Raw genomic sequence first — 18,424 nt, forward strand, 5'->3', positions numbered from 1 at the left:
CTACTCGCCGCCGGCCTGCATGTCCTGGAGGATCCGCGCGCACAGCAGGATTTCCTCGCGGCTATAGTGGCGCAGGCGGCCGTTGATCAGGGTCGAGAGGCCCTGCTTGACGCGCAGATAGGTGCGCTCGCCCTCTTCGGTCAGGGTCAGTTCCATCCGGCGGCGGTCGGTCTTGCCCTGGACCGAGGTGATCAGGCCGGCGGCGATCAAGCGGGTGAGTTCGGCGGTGATCAGGCTGCGGCCGACCCCGAAGACATTGGCGACGTCGAGCGGATAGACTTCGCCGGTGTGGATCAGCAGCAGAATCCAGGCACCGCGCGGGCCGAGATCATATTCCTCGACGATGTCCTTGACCGCGGCGTGGAGCGGCCGCGATGCGAACGACATCTTCTCGGCAACGAAGCCGATTTCGTCCCAGGGCAAGTCTTCGCGGCGTGGCGTGCGATCGTTCATCGGTGCGCATGCGGTATCCATGGCCTCCGGGGGTGTCAAGGATGGGTCCGGACCCTCCGACTCAGCCGAGCCGCAGCCCGTTGGCGACCCACCAGGCGGCGATGGCAGCAACCGCGATCGCGACGGCGAGCCGCCAGCGCGGGGCGCGGACCGCCCCCTGCTCGCCCGCCGCACCGCGCCCGCGCTGATAGCCGGTGAGCATCGCCCCGGTCAGGTTGCGGCGCTTGGCCAGCAGATAGACGAGGATCGTCGCGACATGGAGCGCGATCAGGATCATAAGCGCGGTCCAGCCGAGATGATGGATCGCCGCCGCCGTGCGCCCCTGGTCGAAGTCGATCCGGTCGGACAGCGGGCCGGATTCGATGCCGTCGATGTCGACCGCGAACAGGCCCGAGACGACCTGGGTCACCAGGACCAGCAGCAGGGCGACCACGCTCCAACTGCCGAGCGGATTATGGCCGATCGTCGCGGGATACCGGCCGCGCAGATAGATCCAGGCCGCACCGGGACCGCGAACGAAGGTCGCGAAGCGCGCGGTGCTGGTCCCGACCAGGCCCCAAAGGATGCGGAAGACGAGCAAGCCGCAGACCGCGATCCCCGACCAGCGGTGCCAGTCCATGTGGAAGGTGGTGGCGCTCCACCAGGAGAAAGCGATCAATCCGACGATCGCCCAGTGGAACAGCCGGATCGGCACGTCCCAGACCCAGACCCTGCCACGCACGGCGCCTTCTGCCTCCGCCACCGGTCAGCCCTTCGCCGCCCAATTGTCGCAGACGCTGCCGGTCGCGACCGCACCGCCGCTCAGCAGCGCGCATTTCCCGCAATCGCCGCCCGCCGGCGTAAAGAAGGAGCAGGTCGCGCATTTCCTGGCGGGATCGGGCGAGACCGGTTTGAAGCCGATCGACCGGCGCATGCCCTTCTGGCTGGCGGGAAGCGCGTCGAGATCGAAGCAGGCGGGGGCCTGGGCGAGCGCCGGGCCGGCAAGACCGAGCAGTAGCAAGCTACCCGCAATCCCGATCAGGTTGCGACGACCGGAGTCCGGCATGTCCATATTATTGCGCGGCCCCGGGCCGTTCGCTGATCTCATAGGCATAGCCGTCGGGATCCTTCACCCAGAAGGTCTTCATATGGTTGACCGCATTGGCGTGGACCTCGCCCGGGGCATAGCCGGCCGCCTTCAGGCGCGCGACGAGGCCGTCGGCATCGGCGACGCCGAGCAGGGTGCGGCCATAGCCGTCGCCGAGCGCGATCGGCCCGGCCTTGGCCGGGTCTTTCGACGTGAACAGCAGGATCATCGGCGGGCGGCCGGTGGCGAAGGTGAAGATCGCTTCGGTACCCCCTTCGGTCTCGATCTTGCGGGCGAGGACGAGGCCGAGACCCACAGTATAGAATCGGGTCGAACGCGCGATGTCGGAGGAACGAAGCGCCGGCCCCATCACCGTGCCGACGGTGGCGGCGGGTTCGGCCGCGGACAAGGGAGGCGCGGCCATTGCCAGCAGCGCGAGGGCGAACGCAGCTTTCATACCAGCAGCTCCGACACCGGCTTGTTGGTCTCGAGGCTGGCGACACCCCATTTGTCGACCGACACCCCCATAAGCTGCTGGAGGGTCAGGCCGACACGGGTCACCGGCGTCGACTCGCCGCCGATATGCTGGCCGGTCCGGACCCGCCCGCCGGCGCTGCCCGCGGTCATCATCGGGATATTGTCGATGGTGTGGAATTTGGCGAATTCGGTCTCCGAATGCGCGAACACCAGGGTGTTATCGAGCAGGGTGCGATCGCCCTCCTTCACCGCGTCGAGCGCCGACACGAAATAGGCGAAACCCTCCATGCATTTGTTGATGAACCAGCTCGCCTCGGGCTGATAGCCGAGGCGATTGTCGAGCGGCTCCTCATGGGTGAGCTGATGATGGGTGATCGTGCTGCCGATCCGGGTCAGCGACGAGGCGCCATTGTTGAAATTCATGTTGAACACGCGGGTGTTGTCGCAGGCGAGCGCCATCACCAGCAGATCGGTCATGATCTTGTGGTTCTCCATGACATTTTCGATCTCGGCGTTGACCTGGCGTTCGCCGGGCCGCCGCGGGACGACGCAGCCCTGCATCGGCTCGGGCTTGGTCAGCTGGACGTCGAGCTGCTTTTCGAGCTGGCGGATCGAGGTGAAATATTGGTCGAGCCGCTGCTTGTCGGCGGCCCCCAATCGGGTCTCGAGCGCCTGGCGCTGGTCGGTCACCGCCGACAGCACCGAACGGCGCGCCATCGTCTGCGGATCGGGGGTGAAGGTCGCACTGTTCGGATCGGCGAAGCCGGGGCCGAAAATGCGGGTATAGAGCGCCATCGGCGAGATCTCGGCCGGGTTGAGATTGCCGTTGCCGCGGCCGCTGAGCGAATTGCGCGGATCCCCCGTCGCCGACACTTCGAGCGAGCGGAAGCGGGTGCGGGTGCCGATCTGGTCGCCGATCAGCACGTCGAACGACGGCGCGGGCAACCCGCCTTCGGCGGTGGTCGCGAAGCCGGTGCGGATACCGATGCCGCCGCTGGTGTGCGGCAGGTTGGGCTTGCCGTCGAGCGGGACCGCGAAATCGCCGAGGATGTTGATCTTCGCCTTGAGCGCGCGGATCGGCTCGAGTTCCGGCGTGATCTCATAATCCTTGCCGGTCTTCGACGGGAACCAGCGCGGCGGATTGACGCCGAGCCCCCAGAACCAGGTGCCGAAGCGCACCGGCACCGGCGCACCGGTCGCGGCCATCGCCGCACCATTGCCGTCGAGAAAGATGTCGAGCAGGGGTAGCCCGACCATCACCCCGGCGCCCTTCATCATGCCGCGCAGCGCGGTCCTGCGGTCGATGGTCATCGTACGCCTCCTCTCGATGTGGAGTTGGTCGCTATGGAAGCGACGCTTGGGGTGCGGCCGGGATCGGCCTTGTACTGATAGGCGCTGGCAAGGGTCGCGACCCGCAGCATCAGCGCCGGAAAGCGATAGCCGTCGGCGGCGAAACCCTTGTCGAGCGCGGTGACGGTGGCGCCTTCGTCGTCGGTGGGCCTGCCGGTGGCATATTCGAGCGCCCGCGAGGCGAGGCATTCGCTGGTCGACGGGCTCGATGCCAGCGCCTTGCCGAGGCCGGCGGCGCCGGTGAAGGCGATGCTTTCGAAGCTGCCCGAGGCGTCGATATCGGCGCCATTCTCCCTGGCGCGGAAACCGCCGATGCCGTCGAAGGTCTCGAGCGGCAAGCCGATCGGATCGGTGATCCGGTGGCAGGCCGAGCAGGCGGGATCGGTGGCATGGGCGCTGAGCCGCAGCCGGGCGGTGCGCAGCACCTTGTTGGTCGTGTCCTGGACGACGGTGAAGTTGACGTTGCCCGGCGGGTTGGGAACCGGCTGGCACAGCAGCAGCTCGCGCACCGCGCGGCCGCGCAGCGTGGGCGAGCTGCGCCCCGAATGCGCATAGAGCGCGAGGAAGCCCGCCTGGCTGAGCAACCCGGCGCGGCCGTCCTCGGGCGCGAACTCATAAGGCTCCCAGCCGGTGCGGTGCTGGACCGGGACGTTGTAGACCGGGCCGAGCGCGCGGGTCATGAAGGTGCGGCGGGTGGTGAACAGGTCGCGATAATCGCCGTCGCGGGCGACCAGTTCATCGACGATGGTGCGCAGCATCTGTTCGGGCAATGCCTTGGCGACGTCTGGGTTGAAGCGCGGATAGACCACCGGATCCTTGGCGATGTCGTCGAACTTCTCGAACAGCAGCATGTCGGCGAAAAAGGCGCGCACGCCGTCTTCGAGCCGGGGCGACTTGACCATCCGCCCCGCGATCGCGGCCAACTGGGCATCGTCGGTGAGCCTGCCGGCCTGCGCCGCGGCGAGCAGCGCATCGTCGGGCGTGGTGTTCCACAGCAGGAAGCTCAGCCGCGATGCGCGCGACAGATCGTCGAGCCGCATCGCGCCCGGATGGGCGGGATCGGGTTCGGCGCTTTCGACGACGAACAGGAAATCGGGGGCGACCAGCATCGCACCGAGTGCGAGTTCCATGCCGCGGTAGAAGGAACCGGTCCGCGCCGCCGCGGCATTGGCCATGGTGACGACGCCCTTCTGTTCGGCGGCGGTGAGCGGGCGACGGAACAGATAGCGGCCGATCGGGGTGAGGGTCGCCGCGGCGCAGGCGTCGTCGGGCTTCGTCGCGTCGGCGGGGGCGCAGCGCATGATCGACGGGCGGTGCTTTTCGTCGAAGACCTGCGCGGCGATCGCGCGACCGATCGCGTCGAACTGTTCGAGCCCGGCGGGCGAAAGCGCGGCGCTGGCGGCGCCGGTCGAGAGCAGTTGATGGGCCGGACGGACGATCGGTTCGAACCGGCCGGCGACGACGATGTCCGCGCCGAAGATGTCGGCGATCGCGTTGCGATATTGCGCCTCGGTCAGCCGACGCATGCCGACGACCTGACCGAGCGGGGCATCGAGCAGCGGCGCCTGGTCGGCGGTCGCGACCTTGGCGGCGGGATCGCCGGCGCAACCGAGCAGCAGCAGCGGGGTCGCAAGCGCGGCGGCGAACGCGGCGCCGAGGCGGAACGAGGTCTTCATCGGGCGGCGATCCTCGGCTTGTCGGCATGGGGTGGACGATCGATCACGAAGGCCGGTACCGCGGCGACGTCGAGCGCCGCCGAGATCGCGGTGCAGCGCCCGGTCTTCGGATCCTTCAAGCCATCGGCAAGTTTGGTGAGCGCGGCATATTCGGCGGCGCAGTCGATGCCCGCGGTCTCGGCGGCGCCGATGCCGCCGTTGATCGTCGAGACGATGACGTTGCGCATCGGCTGATAGGCGCCGAACAGCCCCTTGATCGATCCGTCGGGCTGGAAGGCGAGCCGGAAGCGGCCACGGCGCATGTCGAATTCAGCGTTGAGCCCGGCCGCCCCGCCATGGCCCATGCGGCGCGACACGCGGATGTCGGCGGGATCGGTGGTGAGGACGCCGTTCACGATCCGGCCGTGGAGGACGTTGCGCCAGGCCGGATTGTCGGTGACGCTGAAGCTCGCGCCGGTGATGAAATTGCGCTTCGAGTCGAGCACCGGCCGATCGTCGGTGGTCGCGAAGATCACCTCGACGTCGGGATCGTTCGCGAGGCTGTCGACCCCGCGCAGCAGCAGCACCTTGCTCTGCTCGCCGGTCGCGAGCATCGCGTTCTGGCCGCCGATGCCGTCGCCGCCGAGCCCGTCGACCCCACGGTAATTCCGGGTGCAGCCGAGCGCGCGATAGGCCTGGTTGTCGATGCCCTTCTCGCCATCGGGGGCGGTGAAATTGTCATGGGCGCAGCCGTCGGATGCGCCCGCGCCATCGCCGCTGTCGCCGTCGAGATTGAGCCCGCGCGCGATCGGCCCTTCGATCAGCTTCGCCACCGGCCGGCTGAATTTTTCGGGATTGGCGCAGATGTTGCTGTGCTCGGGACCGAGCGCATAGGCTTTCCAGCGCGCGGTGAGTTCGGGCTCGTTGACCTTGAGCAGCAGCCGCGTGCGTTCGGCCTCGGGCAACGAGTCGAGATAATTTTCGCGCACCGTCCCGACGAGACCGTCTGGGCAATCATCCTTGCCCTGGTAGATGGCCGGCGCGAAGGCGGTGAGCACGAAACCCAGTTCGCGCGGATGGCTGCTCGGCGCGGCCGCGGGGCTGGGCTCGGTCGAGGCGCCGGGCGTGGTCGCCAGCGCGACGGTGACCGCAGCGAGTCCGACCGGGATCGCGGCGATCATGAGCGCACGCACGGCCGGGCGGTGTGATCGGGGCTTCATGGCCTCGCTCTCCCTATTTTTTGTTCATCTTTGAAACTATATGAGTCGCGACGCGCAATCAAGTTCAAAATACGAACTACAATTGTCCAGGCTCCGCTCCGCAACCGCCGCGCGTGTCCGATCGCAATCGATCCTCAGGGCCGCAGCACCGCGCCGGCTGCGGGCAACTCGTCGGTCTCACTGACGAACACCGGCTTGCCGCGATAGGCCCAGGCGGTGCGGCCGGGTTCGCGCACGACCGACCAGGGTCCGATGTCCCTGGCGGCCAGACCGGCGAGCAGCGGACGCCAGCCGGCACAATCGGCGTCGCAGGCCTTACCCTTGGCAGAGAACAAAGGATGGCCGTCGGTGTCGGCGAGGATATAGGCCTTGTCGACGAAGCGCGGGGCGACGATCGCGGGGGCGACCAGCGTCGGCGCCGGTGGGACATAGGCGATCGTCGACCAGAGATAGTCGGCGCCGTCGCCGGCGGCGGTGCCCTTGCGATCGATCTTGTAGGTGAAGACCAGATCGTCCTTGTAGCTCCATTGCGGGCCCTGCGCCGCCTTCACCAGCTTCCAGCGGCCGATCGGCCTGGCATCGGCGGGGGCGGCGAGCGGGGTCCAGCTCTGCGTGCACGGACCGGTGCAGAAATCGAGGGTCGCGCCCGAACGCGATCGCGCCAGCCGCATGTTGAGCGCATAGAGCGTCATGCCATGGGCATCGACGAAGCGGAAACCCTTGGCGGCCGGCACGAAGCCGACTCCGGCCGGATGGCCGTCGCCGACCGCGGTCGCCTCGGTCACCGCCTGCGCGCCCGCGATCGTCGCCGGCAGCGGCATCGCCAATATCGTCATCGCCAGCAGATAGCGCCGCATCACCTTCTCCTCTCGTTGCCGACGGCGCCGCGATCTTTCGCCGGACGCCGCCATGGTCAGCGTTCCTCGACGCGGAACGGGCGGTGGCAACCGCCGCAGGTCTGGCCGAGCGACTTGGCGGCGACCTTGATCGCCCCGACATTGCCACCCTGCGCAACCTTCATGAAGCTGGCCGCCTCGGTGGCGAAGGCGTCCTGTGCGGCCTTGAACTTCGCCGGCTGGGTCCAGATTTTGGGCTTCGCCGCGGTCTTGCGGCCGGGCGCGGGGCCGCTTCCCGCCGGGAACCAGCCATATTGGAGCTTGGCGGCATCGCGGATCTGCCGGGCCGAGAGCTGGATGATGTAGATTTGCGGGGTGCCCGACTTGAGCTCGTCATTGACGTTCTTGAACGCCGCACCGAGCTCGCGCAGCCCGGCGACCCGCGGCGGCGCGACATCCGCCGCCAGCACCGCAGGCGCGGCCAGCCCAAGCGCCACCACCATAGCCGTTCGATAGCCTCTGATCACCCGCACCTCCTGCGCTTCCCGTTCCAGGCGACGGCGATAGCGTAACGGGGATATTAGTTCATATTCAGAACTAGTCAAATGATGAACTGTGTCGCGATCAGGGTTTCGGCAGCGGCGGCGAGAAGGATTTGCCCACGGTCATCGCCGACAGGCGAAAACCGAAGCCATTTTCGCGGGTCCAGATCTGGGTGACGGACGCGACCCGTCGCTGGTCCGGCGCCGCGCCGGCTTCGTCGATCATCGCTTCGATCCGCACCCGATCGGCGGTCTCGCCGACGAGGCGCTGAACGAAGAGATGGCGCGACGGCATCTTGGTCGTCCACAGCAGAGCGGCGGCGGCGGCGCCATCGGCCGGAGGCTCGCCAGCCCATTCGATCCGCGCATGATCGAAGAAAAGATGCCGCAACGGGAAGGCCATGTCGGGGCCGTGCGGATTGGCGAACCAGTTGCTGCCATAGACGTTGCGCGCCAGCGCCGCCGCGGCACGATCGCCTTCGAGGGTGGCGCACACCGCCAGCCGCGTGACATCGTTGCGGTGCTGATCGGGATCGAGCAGCGCGCAGGCCGGCAACAGCGCCAACGCGGTGCGCGCGAAGTCGAACGACAGCGCGACCACCACTCCCTCCCCGCCGCAGGCACTCTGGGTTTTCCGCCGGACCTTGCCGGACGGCAGCGCCGCCTCGACGGTGGCCATCCAGCCGTGGAGGCAGAACTCGATCTCGTCGCGGGCGGGACCAGGGAGCGGCATGAAGTCGCGGTCGAAGGTGGCACTGCGACGGAGCAGATCCTCCCATGTCGCCAGCGGCACCACCGCGCCCATCTCGGCAACCCGCGACGTGAAGCCATCGGGGCGCAGCACGCGAACCGACAGCCGCGGTTCCTCGCCGGGATTGCGGGTGAAGTCGACCACGCCGACCGCATTGCCATAGCCGTCGATATAGACGGCGCGCAGCAGCGCCGCCTTGCGGTCGGTATAGACTTCGACCGGGTCGATACCGAATTTGGCACGCAATGCGGCCTGGCCTTTCGGATCGCAGCGATCGGCGCCGCGATCGTCCCGGCAGTCGCGTCCGACCGACGACACCTGCTGGGCCGATATCGGGGCTGCGAGAAGGGCCAGCGTCGCCAGCAACCGCGCCATCGCAACCCGCATCCTCGCCCCCTTACGCCGGTCGGCGCTTCGGTTTCTTCTTCGGCCGGGCGAACCAGAAACTCCATACCGCAAGACTACCCAGCATCGTGAGTGCCAGACCCGACAGGCTCATCAGCAGGCGGAAAGCCAGCCCGCCGACCTTGGCGGCATGGAGCGGATAGAAGAGGTTATAGGCCTTGACCCGGCCGTCCATCGCCCGCGCGTCCCTCGCGGCGATCAGCCGGCCGTCATCGGCGGCGAACCAAAGCATGGTGCGGCCGTTGGGCAGCCATTCCTCGGGCTGGCGCATCCGCACCGCGATCAGCCCGCTGTCCTTGCGCGGCAGGCTGACCAGGCGCAGCTCGGCTTCGGGGAAACGGGCATGCGCCGCACGAACGATCGCCGCCCAGTCGAGATGGTCGGACAGATCGACCTTAAGTGGTGGCGGCGCCTTGCCCGCGCGTTCGACCGCGGCGGGCGCGCCGGGACCGAGCGCGAGCGCCGAGGCCGGGCGGAAGACGAACACCAGCCCGGTGTAGAGCGACAGCAGCAGCAGCGGCGCGACCATGATGCCGAGGTCGCGGTGCTGGCGGACGATCGCCGGCCGGCTCCAGCGCTTCGGCCAGGGCCGCGCCTCGAAGGTCTTGCGCTGCCGCCACCACAATATGCTGCCCGAGATCACGAAGAACAGGCCGCATGCGGCGGCGAGACCGATTACCCAGTCGCCGGTGTCGCCTGCGAACAGATGATGGTGGAAGTCGAAGATCCACAGTTCGGGCCGCGACCACAGGCTGTCCCAGCGAGCGACGACGTTGCCCGCCTGGTCGGCATAGGCGCCCGCGCTCTTGGCATAGGTCAGCCGGTCGAGCCCGAAGCCGTCATTGGCGTAGAGGATGCTTTGCGGGCGGTGCGCGGGATCGGCCATCATCCGCGCGGTCGCGGCGGCGAGCGCGGACGGATCGGCGATCCGCGCGTCACCGGCGTGCGGCAGCATGATCCAGGCGTCGCGGTGGACGAGGATCGTGCCCGACAGGCCGAGCAGCGCCAGCACCAGCCCGATCAACCCGCCGGTCCAGCGGTGGAGGGTGTCGAGCGTCTTCAGAAACGATAGTCCCAACCGAGGGTGAACACCCGCCCGCGCCCCGCGAAATAGGCGAAATTGTCGGTCGGGAGCCGGGTGTCGCTGCTATAGTCGATATATTGTTTGTCGAACAGATTCTGCACCGACAGGCTGATCCCGCCATAGCCGGTCTCATAGCGGACATTGGCATCGGTCAGGTCGTAGCCGCCGAAATTGTTGCGCGGATCACGCACCAGCCCGTTGAAGGTGCGGCTGAAATAATATTGAGTCTGGACCCGTGCCGACAATGGCCCCTTGGCATAGCTCAGCGCGAGGTTGAGCCGGTCGGGGGAGATGTTGGTGCCGTCGAGATCGGTGTCGACCTTGCCGTCAGGCACGGTGCTGGCGTCGTAGCGTCCCTTGAGATGGGCATAGCCGATCGAGAATTTGAGGCCATCGATCGGCAGCTTCACCCCGGCGTTGATCTCGATACCCTCGATCTCGACCCGCTGGCGCTGGACGTCGAAAATGCCGTTGGCGCGCGCGATCAGCAATTGCCCCTTGTCGCTCGACGACCAGAAATAGGTGATGCCGGCGTCGAGCGGCCCGCGCTTGAGCTCGAGGCCGATCTCGCGGTTGTTCGAGATGATCGGGGCGATGTCGAGGAAGCTGTCGATGTCGACCCCGGTGCGACCGACCGCACGGGTGATACGGCCGACATCGGGAACGGTGAAGCCCTCGGCATAGCTGGCATAAGCGCGGATACCGGTCCACGGCTCGAGGATGACGCCGCCGTTGAGCAGGACATCGTCGAAGGTCGGTGCGCCGCCGGCGACCGAGACGCCGCCGGCCGGGGTCGTGGTGGACGCGAGCGTGGTATAATCGTCGATCTTGATCCGGACATTCTCCCAGCGGGCGCCGCCGGCGAAGCGCAATTTCTTGTCGAACAGCGCGAGATTGGCCTGGCCGAACGGAGCGATGCTGCGGAAATCGGTCGGCGGCACCCAGACGCGCCCCGTCGCGATCAGCTTCTGCTCGGTCTTGTCGACCAGCGCGTCGAGCCCGGCGATCAGGGTCAGCGCCTCGAAACCCGGCACCTTGCGTTCATAGCTGATCTTGCCCCCGAGCTTGCGCGAGCGGTTCTGCGACTGGTCGATCAGGGTACCGATCGGCGCGATGCGGATATCCTGGAAGGTCGCGATCGCATTGACCTCGGCCCCGAACGTGTCGCGGGTGCGGTTGAAGAAAATCTGGCTGACGAAATTGCCGCCGCCGAGCGCACTATCGGTGAGCGACAGCGCCACGCTCTCGGTGCGGCTGGCGGCAGCCTCGCCCGGCGGATTGCCCTTGATCGCGCTGGTCGGGATCCCGGTCAGCCGGTTGCCGGCGATCGCGACATAGTCGCCGTCGCCCTTCAACTCGAAACGGCTGGCGATCAGGTCGATGCGGCCGGTATCGCCGAGCTGATAGCCGAAGCGGCCGAACAGCGAGAGCGTGTTCGAATCCTGGGTCTCGCCCTGGGTCAGGTTGACGCCGATGCGGCGGCTGTCGGCGTCGTAGAAGGCGCCGCGTTTCTCATAGGCAGCGCCGACGGTCGCATCGAAGCGATCGGCCTTGTACTGGATCAGCCCCGCGGCCTTGCCGCCGATGCCGTCGCCGCTGAAACCGTCGTCGGCGGTGCCCTGGAGCAGCACCCGGCCCGACACGCCCTCGGCCTTCGGCGCACCGACGGTGACCTGGTTGACGATGCCGCCGGTGCCGCCGACCCCCTGCAGCGCGTTCGAGCCGTAGATAAGCTCGACCCGGTCGACGAAGAAACCATCGATGGTGAAGCCGTCGCGGCTGCCGTCACGCAAGGGCGTCGATTGCGGGATACCGTTGATCGCATAAAGCGGCGAGCGGCCGCGCAATGTCTCGCCCGCCCCCGACAATTTGCCGCGGGTCGGCGAGAAGGACGGGGTGAGCGCCGCCACCGCATCGGTCACCGACCCCGAGATCGCGATCTGCTGATCGAGCTCGGCCTTGGCGATCAGGTCGACGGTGAGCGGCAGCGCGCTGGCCGGCAACGCACTGCGCGCCGCGGTGACGACGATATCGCTGTCGGCAACGGACTCTTCCATCGCGGCATCGGCAGCGGGTGGGGCAACGGCCGCGGTGGCACTCTGGGCAAGGCCCGGCGCGGCGATCGTCATCGCCAGCAGCGAGACGGCGACATGGTTATAGCGAAGCATTTAGTCCCCTTTTTCGCGCTTTCGCTTAGGGGAAATTATATATTACTGCAAGTCATTAGCAACTCCATCACCCTGCCGAGCCGCACGATCAAATGAGAATGAGGTCGAGCAGCCCGGCTTTATGTGCCATCACTGCCGGTGAGAGGGGCAGTCAATGTCGAGTATCAGCATCAGCCGAACCAGCCTGCGCCTGCCGGTCCTGCTGCTGATCGCGATCGGCATCGTGTGCCTGCTCGGGCTCGGCTGGCTGCGCTGGGAACGGCCGGCGCATCCCCCTGCCCGCACCCCGACCAGCGGGGCACCGCTCGGCTATGACCAGGCGCTGGCGCGGCTCGATCGCCGTATTCCCGGCGATCGCCAACTTGCCACGACCTACACCGGCGAGTGGCTGCGCTGGGAGCGGCTGGCCTATTCGGAACTGGCGCGGGCGCGGCTGACCGGATCGTTCGACGATTATGCCGGGGCGCAGGATGCGCTCGATCGCGCCTTCGCGGTCGCGGGCCCCGGCGACGGCCCGCATCTGACCCAGGCGGTGGTCGATTTCAGCCTCCATCGTCTCGGTGCCGCCGAGACGATGCTCGACCGGATCGACCATTATGCGGTGCCGGTCGAGGCCGACCAGCGCGACGAGGTCGCGGCGATGCGCGGCGACATCGCCTTCTATCGCGGCGACTATCCCAGGGCACTGGCGGCCTATCAGCATGCCGGCGGCCGCGAGGGCGGCGACGGCTATCGGCTCGCAGTCTATCGGTCGAAGACCGGCGACCCCGACGCGGCGCTGGCGGCGATCGATGCGATCGAGGCCGGGATGCGGCTGCCGACCGCGCAGACGCTCGCCAATCTGGCGCTGCTGCGCGGGACGATCGAACTGCAGCGCGGCGACTGGACGGCGGCCGGCGCCGACTTCGATGCCGCCGACCGGGTGTTTCCCGGCCATTGGCTGATCGAGGCGCACCGCGCGCAGATGGCGGCGCTGGCCGGCGACCGGGCGGGCGCGATCCGCCGCTTCACCGCGCTGGCGAAGCGGAGCGACAGCCCCGAGATCCGCGACATGCTCGCCGCGCTCTACCGCTTCGACGGCGATGCGCGCCTTTCGGCCCTATGGGCGGGCCGCGCCGCCGCGGCATGGGACAGGCGGCTAGCGCTGTTTCCCGAGGCCGCCTATGGCCATGCGGTCGAGCATGAGTTGAGTTTCGGCGACCCGCGCCGCGCGCTCGACCTGGCGAAACGCGACTATGCCAACCGGCCTTATGGCGCGACCGCGGTCGCGCTCGCCTGGGCATGGATCGCCAACGGCAAGCCCGCCGAGGCGTTGCGGCTGCTCCGCACGGTCTCGGCATCGCCCTGGGTGTCGGCCGAGCAGCATGCCGCCGCGGCGCAGGCCCATGAACTGCTCGGCGACGGCGATGCCGCGGCGGCCGAGCAGCAACAGGCGACCGCGATCAATCCGCACGCGCTCGACCGCGAGGCGGCGTTGATCTGGTTCGGCCATTGATCAGGCTGCTGCTCGCCTGGCTCGCGCTGGCGGCGGCGATGCTCGCCGGTGCCCCGGCGCGCGCGCATATGACCCCCAATTCGGAGGTGATGCTCGACATCGGCGAGACGAAACTGCTCGCGCATATCGTGATCCCGCTCGGTGAGCTGCGCTATGCGCTCGGCGACGTCGCTCTGGCGGGGGGCGACCTGACGCCCGGATCGCGCGCGACGGTGACCCGCTATCTGCTCGACCGGACCGATGCGGTGGCGCCCGACGGCCGGCGCTGGGCGAAGGCGATGCGATCGATCCATGTCGTCGCGGCGGCGGGCGGCCCCGACCTGCAGGCCGACCTGCTGCTGACCCCGCCCGCGGGCGCATCGCCGCGCCGGTTCGACCTTAATTATGCCGGGGTGATCGACCGGGTACCCAATCATGTCGTGCTGCTGTTCCTGCGCGCCGATTATCAGGGCGGGCATCTAAGCGATCATCCGCGGCTGCTCGGCGGGCTGCAGCCGGGCAGCCGGGCGCTGACGATCGACCAGGGCAGCGGCAGTTCGCTGCGCGGTTTCGGATCGGCGATCGCGCTGGGCGTGCACCATATCGCGATCGGCCACGACCATCTGCTGTTCCTGTTCGCGCTGCTGCTGCCCGCCCCCTTGCTGGCGCGCGGCGGACGCTGGGCGGTCGCGGCCGATCTGCGCACGACGATCCGCCACCTCGTCGCGATCGTCACCGCCTTCACGATCGGCCATTCGGCGACCCTGGTCGCCGGCGCCTTTCTTGGATGGCAATTGCCGACCCGGCCGGTCGAGATCGCGATCGCGGTATCGATCCTGATCTCGGCGATCCATGCCTGGCGGCCGATCTTCGCGGGGCGCGAGCCTTGGGTCGCCGGCGGTTTCGGCCTGGTCCACGGCATGGCGTTCGCGACGATCATCGGCAATTTCGGGCTCGAGCCGCTGCAGAAGGCGCAGTCGATCCTGGGCTTCAACATCGGCATCGAGCTGGTCCAGCTCGGCGTGGTCGCGGTGGTGGCGCCGCTGCTGGTGCTGATCGCGCGATCGATGCCGCTCTATGCGCGGTTCCGGTCGATCGCGGCGGCGCTCGCCGGGTTCGCGGCCATCGCGTGGATCGTCGAGCGGGCATTCGAACGCGAGAACCCCGTCGGCCGCGCGATCGACGCGGCGCTGGGCCAGGCGCCGTGGATCGTCGGCGCGCTGGCGATCCTGGCCGCGATCGCGGTGGCGATCAGCCCTTCGGCACCGCGCACATCGAAAGGCCCGCCGTCGCGAAATCGTCCGACAGCGCGTTGGTGAGCCCGGTCAGGGTCGATTCGATGTCCGAGGTGAATTTGAGCGAGGCATCGTCCGACGGGTTCGAATCATTATAGTCGGTCTTGTGCGACGACGAGATCACCGCGGTGGCGACCGCGGGCATCCCCATCCGGTCGACCCGGACATAGGATGTCGCCGGATCGGTGCGGAAATTATAGTTGGTCCCGGCGGTCAGGCTGAGCGGCGGATTGCCCTGCGGCGGCGCCAGATAGGGGAACTCGCTGCGGAACGGCACGTCGTTCGCGGGCGGGTTCAGTGGCAGGTTGGCCAGGGTGGTGACCGGCTGCTTGGTCAGATCGAGGAACAAGGCCGCGAGCGTGAGGTCGATCACCGGGTCGGTCAGCCGGCGACCATTGGGGAAGCCCGATGGCTGGCTGAGGTTGATCGTCACCGTGTCGGGGATGACCAGGTCGAACAGGGTCTTGTCCGGGGTCACCTTTTGCTGGAGGCAGGACAGCACGCTGAAATTGGCGCCGACCGGCGCGGGCGGCGGGGTGCTGGGCGTCGGGGTCGGCACCGGCGTCGGGGTGCCGGCCGACTGGCCGCTCGAACTGCCCGAACCGCCGCCGCCACAGGCGGCAAGGAGGAGCAGGGCGCCGAGCGGCGCGAACCGGAGACAGGAGGAGCGGAACGTCTTCATTTCTGCCCTCCAAAGCGTGCGGTGGTCGCCCAGATCCGGATCGGGTTGGTTCCATTCTCGAGCCGGGCCCGCGGGATCTGCAACACGATCGCGGTCAGATTCTGCCCGGCGAAGAAGTTGCGGCGATTGTTGAAACTGAGCACCCCGGTAGAGCGCGTCGTCCGGAAGCCCTGAAGATCGAAGAAGAAAGGATCGTCGAACAGGCCGGCGCGCGCCAGCACCCCATCCTTGTTGAGGTTGGTTTCGACCGGACCGACGATCGCGCCGGTCACCCCCGGCAGCCCGGCGATCTGCACGCCATTGGCCGCACCGTCCTGTCCGAAGCGGGTTTCGATCTTATATTCGGGCGTGGTCGCGACCGCGTCGTTCGAGACGTTGATCGTGTAGAGCACGTCGCGGTCATACGAAGCCGGCAGGGTCGTCGACTGCGGCCCCGAGAAGGTCACCGCGATGACGACGCTGCTCTCGGTGTGCCAGGCATAGACGTCGGCGATGTCGGCCGGCATGTCGGGGGTGCTGTCGACATCGGGATCGGTGCGCGCGGGTGGATCGAGATGGTCGGCCGCCCTGGTCGGCCGGTCGACCGCCGCGATACCCGCCATTCCGACGACGAGGAAAGCCGCGCCCGCGAATAGCGCCTTTCGAATGCCTGTCATCCCCCACCCCACGCTCTAGCTACGCATCACTAATTTACAATATATAGCGCACGAATAGTCAGGCCGTAAATACCGCATTCATGTCCGGGACATGCTTCGTCATGGGACGCCGAATTGTCTTCAAGATCGCTGCAATCCCAGCGAAGTAGCCGATCAACTATTTTCCGGGACATTTTGCAGACGATTGCATCGGCGAGAATCCGCCATTCCTACCCGGCGGCACTATTATGTCCGGTGGAACGGCGACCGCACTTCACAGCGCGTAGCGCAACGACACGCGCAGCTGCCGCGGTTCGACCGGATGGATATGGCGGCCCTCGACGCCCCCGGCCGGCTCGCCGGCAAGGCGCGACGCGTAGAAATAGCTGATGTCGGCGTCCTTCGAGTCGAACAGGTTGAGCAGATCGATCCCGATCTTGATCCGGCCCGCCGTATAATAGGTGCCGAGATTGACGAGGGTGGTCGGTCTCGACCGCTCGCTGTCGTCCTCGATCAGCGGCGCCGCGCCGAAATGGCGCAGGCGCAGCGAGGCGGTGACACCCCGGCCGACATCGACCGCGGCGCCGGCCGAGATCACCTTGTCGACCGAATTGGGAATCCGGTTCTCGCCGGCGGCCACCCCATGGAAACGGGCATGGGTGGCCGCCGCCGATGCGTCGAGGGTCAGCCAGCCGGTCGGGCGCCAGAACAGGGTGGCCTCGGCGCCATAGCGCCGGGTCGCGGCATTGGGCTCGGTGCTGCCGCCGTCGCCGACGAAGACGAGTTCGGAGCCGAGGCTGAGGCGATAAGCCACGAGCGAGGCGGTGAAGCGCGCGAATTCGGCACGGGCGCCGAGTTCGTAGCCGCGTGCCTTGACCAGCACCGGCACCCGATCCACGGGGTCGCCGGTCGCCGGATCGAGCCGGATGCTGGCGCCGCGGACGTCGTTCGAATGGAAGCTCTCGCCATAATTGGCGTAGAATTCGAGATGGTCGGCCGCGCGCCAGGCAAGCGCCGCCTTGGGGCTGAGGATCGCATCCGAACCCTTGTCCGAATTGGCCGCGAGCGTCTGCGCGGTCACGTCATAGCCGTAGAGATCGCCGCGCAAGCCCAGTGTCAGCCGCAATCGCTCGGTCAGCGATGCGGTGCCCTCCCCATAGACCGCGCCGCTGGCTTCATCGACCTTGTCCTGGCGGACGGTGCCGCTCGTGGTGCCCGCGATCGCACTGTAGAGACCGATCCTGCCGATATGATCCCAACGCCCCTCGCCGCCGGCGGTGAAGGTGACCGGCATGCCGCCGATGCTGGTCGACAGGCTGTGCCGGATCGATCCGCCGAACTGGCCGCGCCGGTCGCGCTGCTGGAACTCGTCGCCATTCACGGGATCATTCAGGAAATAGGTGAAGTTCGAAGTGAGCCCGAACCGGTAATAGACGCCGTAGAGGTTGATCTCGGTCGCGCCGAGATGGGCGTTGCCGGTCAATCCGATCCGGGTGGTCCGGCCGCCCAGCGCGGGGTCGATATTGCCCCATCGTCCGATCAGTCCGCTGTCGATCGCGCGTTCGGGCACTTGGTCGGTCGCCTTCCAGCTCGCATGATAGCCGGTCAGGCCGAGGCTCCAGCCATGGTCGCCGGTACCCTGCGACAGTTTGACCAGCCCGTTGACCTTCCTGAGGTCCTCGTCGAGGTCCCACGGGCCGTTGGAGCGGGTGCCGTCGAGCGCGACCAGCAGATCGCCGTCGCCGACGGCGGCGCTGCCCGCCGCGAGCGCGCGATAATAGCCATAGCTGCCGATCGTCGCCTCGGCGATCGGCCGGTCGAGCCGGTCGGCGGTGGTGAAGCGGACCGTGCCGGCCGCCGAGAAATCGCCGACATCGGCAAAATAGGGCCCCTTGCGATAGTCGATCCGCTCGACCAGCTCGGGGATCAGGAAATTGAGGTCGAGATAGCCCTGACCATGGCCATGGGTGCGCAGGTTGACCGGAACCCCGTCGACGAAGCCGGCGAAATCGGTGCCATGGTCGAGGTTGAAGCCGCGCAGGAAATATTGGTTGGCCTTGCCGGTGCCCGAATGCTGGGTGGCGATCACCCCGGGAACATTCTCGACCAGTTCGCCGACCCGGCTGAGCGGCTTGTCCTCGAAATCCTTATAGCCGATCACGCCCTGCGAGCCCGAGGTCGCGGTACCGATCTGCGGGAGCGCCCGGCCATAGACGATGATGTCGCCATCGGCCGGCCTGTCGGCCTCGGCGGTCGCGACCTGAGCCTCCACTGGCGAGATCGGACCGAACGTGGCCGCGAACATCAAGCCCGCGAGGTGCCGCATCCCGA

17 protein-coding genes are annotated in these 18,424 nt (G+C 67.7%); 2 read left to right on the top strand and 15 right to left on the bottom strand.

Translation table 11 applies throughout. From position 1 onward, the window contains the following. The 12 genes from AC1RM6_RS20255 to AC1RM6_RS20310 form a co-directional block, all read right to left on the bottom strand. Positions 1–453: a MarR family winged helix-turn-helix transcriptional regulator gene (locus tag AC1RM6_RS20255; RefSeq protein WP_493104535.1), complete on the bottom strand. Its 453-nt coding sequence runs from the start codon at positions 451–453 to the stop codon at positions 1–3. 61 nt (positions 454–514) lie between these two features. Further along, positions 515–1,174 (bottom strand): cytochrome b/b6 domain-containing protein, encoded by a 660-nt coding sequence (locus tag AC1RM6_RS20260; RefSeq protein WP_493104537.1) that lies wholly within the window; start codon positions 1,172–1,174, stop codon positions 515–517. Between the two features lie 24 nt (positions 1,175–1,198). After that, a complete protein-coding gene (locus AC1RM6_RS20265) occupies positions 1,199–1,453 on the bottom strand; it encodes a high-potential iron-sulfur protein (RefSeq protein ID WP_493104539.1) in 255 nt (84 codons plus the stop codon). 52 nt (positions 1,454–1,505) lie between these two features. Next, a complete protein-coding gene (locus AC1RM6_RS20270; RefSeq protein WP_493104541.1) occupies positions 1,506–1,976 on the bottom strand; it encodes a VOC family protein in 471 nt (156 codons plus the stop codon). After that, the gene (locus tag AC1RM6_RS20275; protein ID WP_493104543.1) at positions 1,973–3,307 is read right to left on the bottom strand and encodes a DUF1552 domain-containing protein; all 1,335 of its coding nucleotides are present in this window, start codon (positions 3,305–3,307) and stop codon (positions 1,973–1,975) included. The genes AC1RM6_RS20270 and AC1RM6_RS20275 overlap by 4 nt, the downstream gene beginning before the upstream one ends. Then, positions 3,304–5,022 carry a DUF1592 domain-containing protein gene (locus tag AC1RM6_RS20280; RefSeq protein WP_493104545.1) on the bottom strand — a complete coding sequence of 573 codons (1,719 nt, stop codon included), beginning with the start codon at positions 5,020–5,022 and terminating at the stop codon, positions 3,304–3,306. The genes AC1RM6_RS20275 and AC1RM6_RS20280 overlap by 4 nt, the downstream gene beginning before the upstream one ends. Then, positions 5,019–6,221: a hypothetical protein gene (locus tag AC1RM6_RS20285; protein ID WP_493104547.1), complete on the bottom strand. Its 1,203-nt coding sequence runs from the start codon at positions 6,219–6,221 to the stop codon at positions 5,019–5,021. The genes AC1RM6_RS20280 and AC1RM6_RS20285 overlap by 4 nt, the downstream gene beginning before the upstream one ends. Before the next feature lie 134 nt (positions 6,222–6,355). Then, positions 6,356–7,078, bottom strand: a complete 723-nt coding sequence (locus AC1RM6_RS20290; protein WP_493104549.1) for a COG4315 family predicted lipoprotein — start codon at positions 7,076–7,078, stop codon at positions 6,356–6,358. A gap of 56 nt (positions 7,079–7,134) precedes the next feature. Continuing rightward, positions 7,135–7,560 carry a c-type cytochrome gene (locus AC1RM6_RS20295; protein WP_493104551.1) on the bottom strand — a complete coding sequence of 142 codons (426 nt, stop codon included), beginning with the start codon at positions 7,558–7,560 and terminating at the stop codon, positions 7,135–7,137. Between the two features lie 121 nt (positions 7,561–7,681). After that, complete coding sequence (locus tag AC1RM6_RS20300; RefSeq protein WP_493104553.1) at positions 7,682–8,737, bottom strand: hypothetical protein; 1,056 nt, start codon at positions 8,735–8,737, stop codon at positions 7,682–7,684. Between the two features lie 10 nt (positions 8,738–8,747). Continuing rightward, a complete protein-coding gene (locus AC1RM6_RS20305) occupies positions 8,748–9,818 on the bottom strand; it encodes a PepSY-associated TM helix domain-containing protein (protein ID WP_493104595.1) in 1,071 nt (356 codons plus the stop codon). Further along, entirely contained in the window at positions 9,815–12,007 is a 2,193-nt protein-coding gene (locus AC1RM6_RS20310; RefSeq protein ID WP_493104555.1) for a TonB-dependent receptor, read from the bottom strand. Before AC1RM6_RS20310 ends, AC1RM6_RS20305 begins: the two co-directional genes overlap by 4 nt. A 154-nt stretch (positions 12,008–12,161) precedes the next feature. Between AC1RM6_RS20310 and AC1RM6_RS20315 the strand changes: the two genes are divergently transcribed. Then, positions 12,162–13,502, top strand: coding sequence for a tetratricopeptide repeat protein (locus AC1RM6_RS20315; protein WP_493104557.1), 1,341 nt, complete (start codon positions 12,162–12,164; stop codon positions 13,500–13,502). Continuing rightward, on the top strand, positions 13,499–14,800 hold the full coding sequence (locus AC1RM6_RS20320) for a HupE/UreJ family protein (protein ID WP_493104559.1): 1,302 nt from the start codon (positions 13,499–13,501) through the stop codon (positions 14,798–14,800). Before AC1RM6_RS20315 ends, AC1RM6_RS20320 begins: the two co-directional genes overlap by 4 nt. Here the strand turns inward: AC1RM6_RS20320 and AC1RM6_RS20325 are convergent. The 3 genes from AC1RM6_RS20325 to AC1RM6_RS20335 form a co-directional block, all read right to left on the bottom strand. Beyond that, positions 14,733–15,458 (bottom strand): DUF4331 family protein, encoded by a 726-nt coding sequence (locus AC1RM6_RS20325; RefSeq protein ID WP_493104560.1) that lies wholly within the window; start codon positions 15,456–15,458, stop codon positions 14,733–14,735. The two genes, AC1RM6_RS20320 and AC1RM6_RS20325, sit on opposite strands and share 68 nt — an antisense overlap. Beyond that, on the bottom strand, positions 15,455–16,114 hold the full coding sequence (locus AC1RM6_RS20330; RefSeq protein WP_493104562.1) for a DUF4331 family protein: 660 nt from the start codon (positions 16,112–16,114) through the stop codon (positions 15,455–15,457). The genes AC1RM6_RS20325 and AC1RM6_RS20330 overlap by 4 nt, the downstream gene beginning before the upstream one ends. A 253-nt stretch (positions 16,115–16,367) precedes the next feature. Continuing rightward, the gene (locus AC1RM6_RS20335) at positions 16,368–18,365 is read right to left on the bottom strand and encodes a TonB-dependent receptor (protein WP_493104564.1); all 1,998 of its coding nucleotides are present in this window, start codon (positions 18,363–18,365) and stop codon (positions 16,368–16,370) included. Positions 18,366–18,424 lie beyond the last annotated feature (59 nt).

The organism is Rhizorhabdus sp. GW822-FHT03C02 (assembly GCF_058801765.1).

Coding starts and splice junctions, on each gene's coding strand:
- AC1RM6_RS20255 (WP_493104535.1), bottom strand. CDS start 453: ATGAACGATCGCACGCCACGCCGCGAAGACTTGCCCTGGGACGAAATC.
- AC1RM6_RS20270 (WP_493104541.1), bottom strand. CDS start 1,976: ATGAAAGCTGCGTTCGCCCTCGCGCTGCTGGCAATGGCCGCGCCTCCC.
- AC1RM6_RS20275 (WP_493104543.1), bottom strand. CDS start 3,307: ATGACCATCGACCGCAGGACCGCGCTGCGCGGCATGATGAAGGGCGCC.
- AC1RM6_RS20280 (WP_493104545.1), bottom strand. CDS start 5,022: ATGAAGACCTCGTTCCGCCTCGGCGCCGCGTTCGCCGCCGCGCTTGCG.
- AC1RM6_RS20285 (WP_493104547.1), bottom strand. CDS start 6,221: ATGAAGCCCCGATCACACCGCCCGGCCGTGCGTGCGCTCATGATCGCC.
- AC1RM6_RS20290 (WP_493104549.1), bottom strand. CDS start 7,078: ATGCGGCGCTATCTGCTGGCGATGACGATATTGGCGATGCCGCTGCCG.
- AC1RM6_RS20295 (WP_493104551.1), bottom strand. CDS start 7,560: ATGGTGGTGGCGCTTGGGCTGGCCGCGCCTGCGGTGCTGGCGGCGGAT.
- AC1RM6_RS20300 (WP_493104553.1), bottom strand. CDS start 8,737: ATGCGGGTTGCGATGGCGCGGTTGCTGGCGACGCTGGCCCTTCTCGCA.
- AC1RM6_RS20310 (WP_493104555.1), bottom strand. CDS start 12,007: ATGCTTCGCTATAACCATGTCGCCGTCTCGCTGCTGGCGATGACGATC.
- AC1RM6_RS20315 (WP_493104557.1), top strand. CDS start 12,162: ATGTCGAGTATCAGCATCAGCCGAACCAGCCTGCGCCTGCCGGTCCTG.
- AC1RM6_RS20325 (WP_493104560.1), bottom strand. CDS start 15,458: ATGAAGACGTTCCGCTCCTCCTGTCTCCGGTTCGCGCCGCTCGGCGCC.
- AC1RM6_RS20330 (WP_493104562.1), bottom strand. CDS start 16,114: ATGACAGGCATTCGAAAGGCGCTATTCGCGGGCGCGGCTTTCCTCGTC.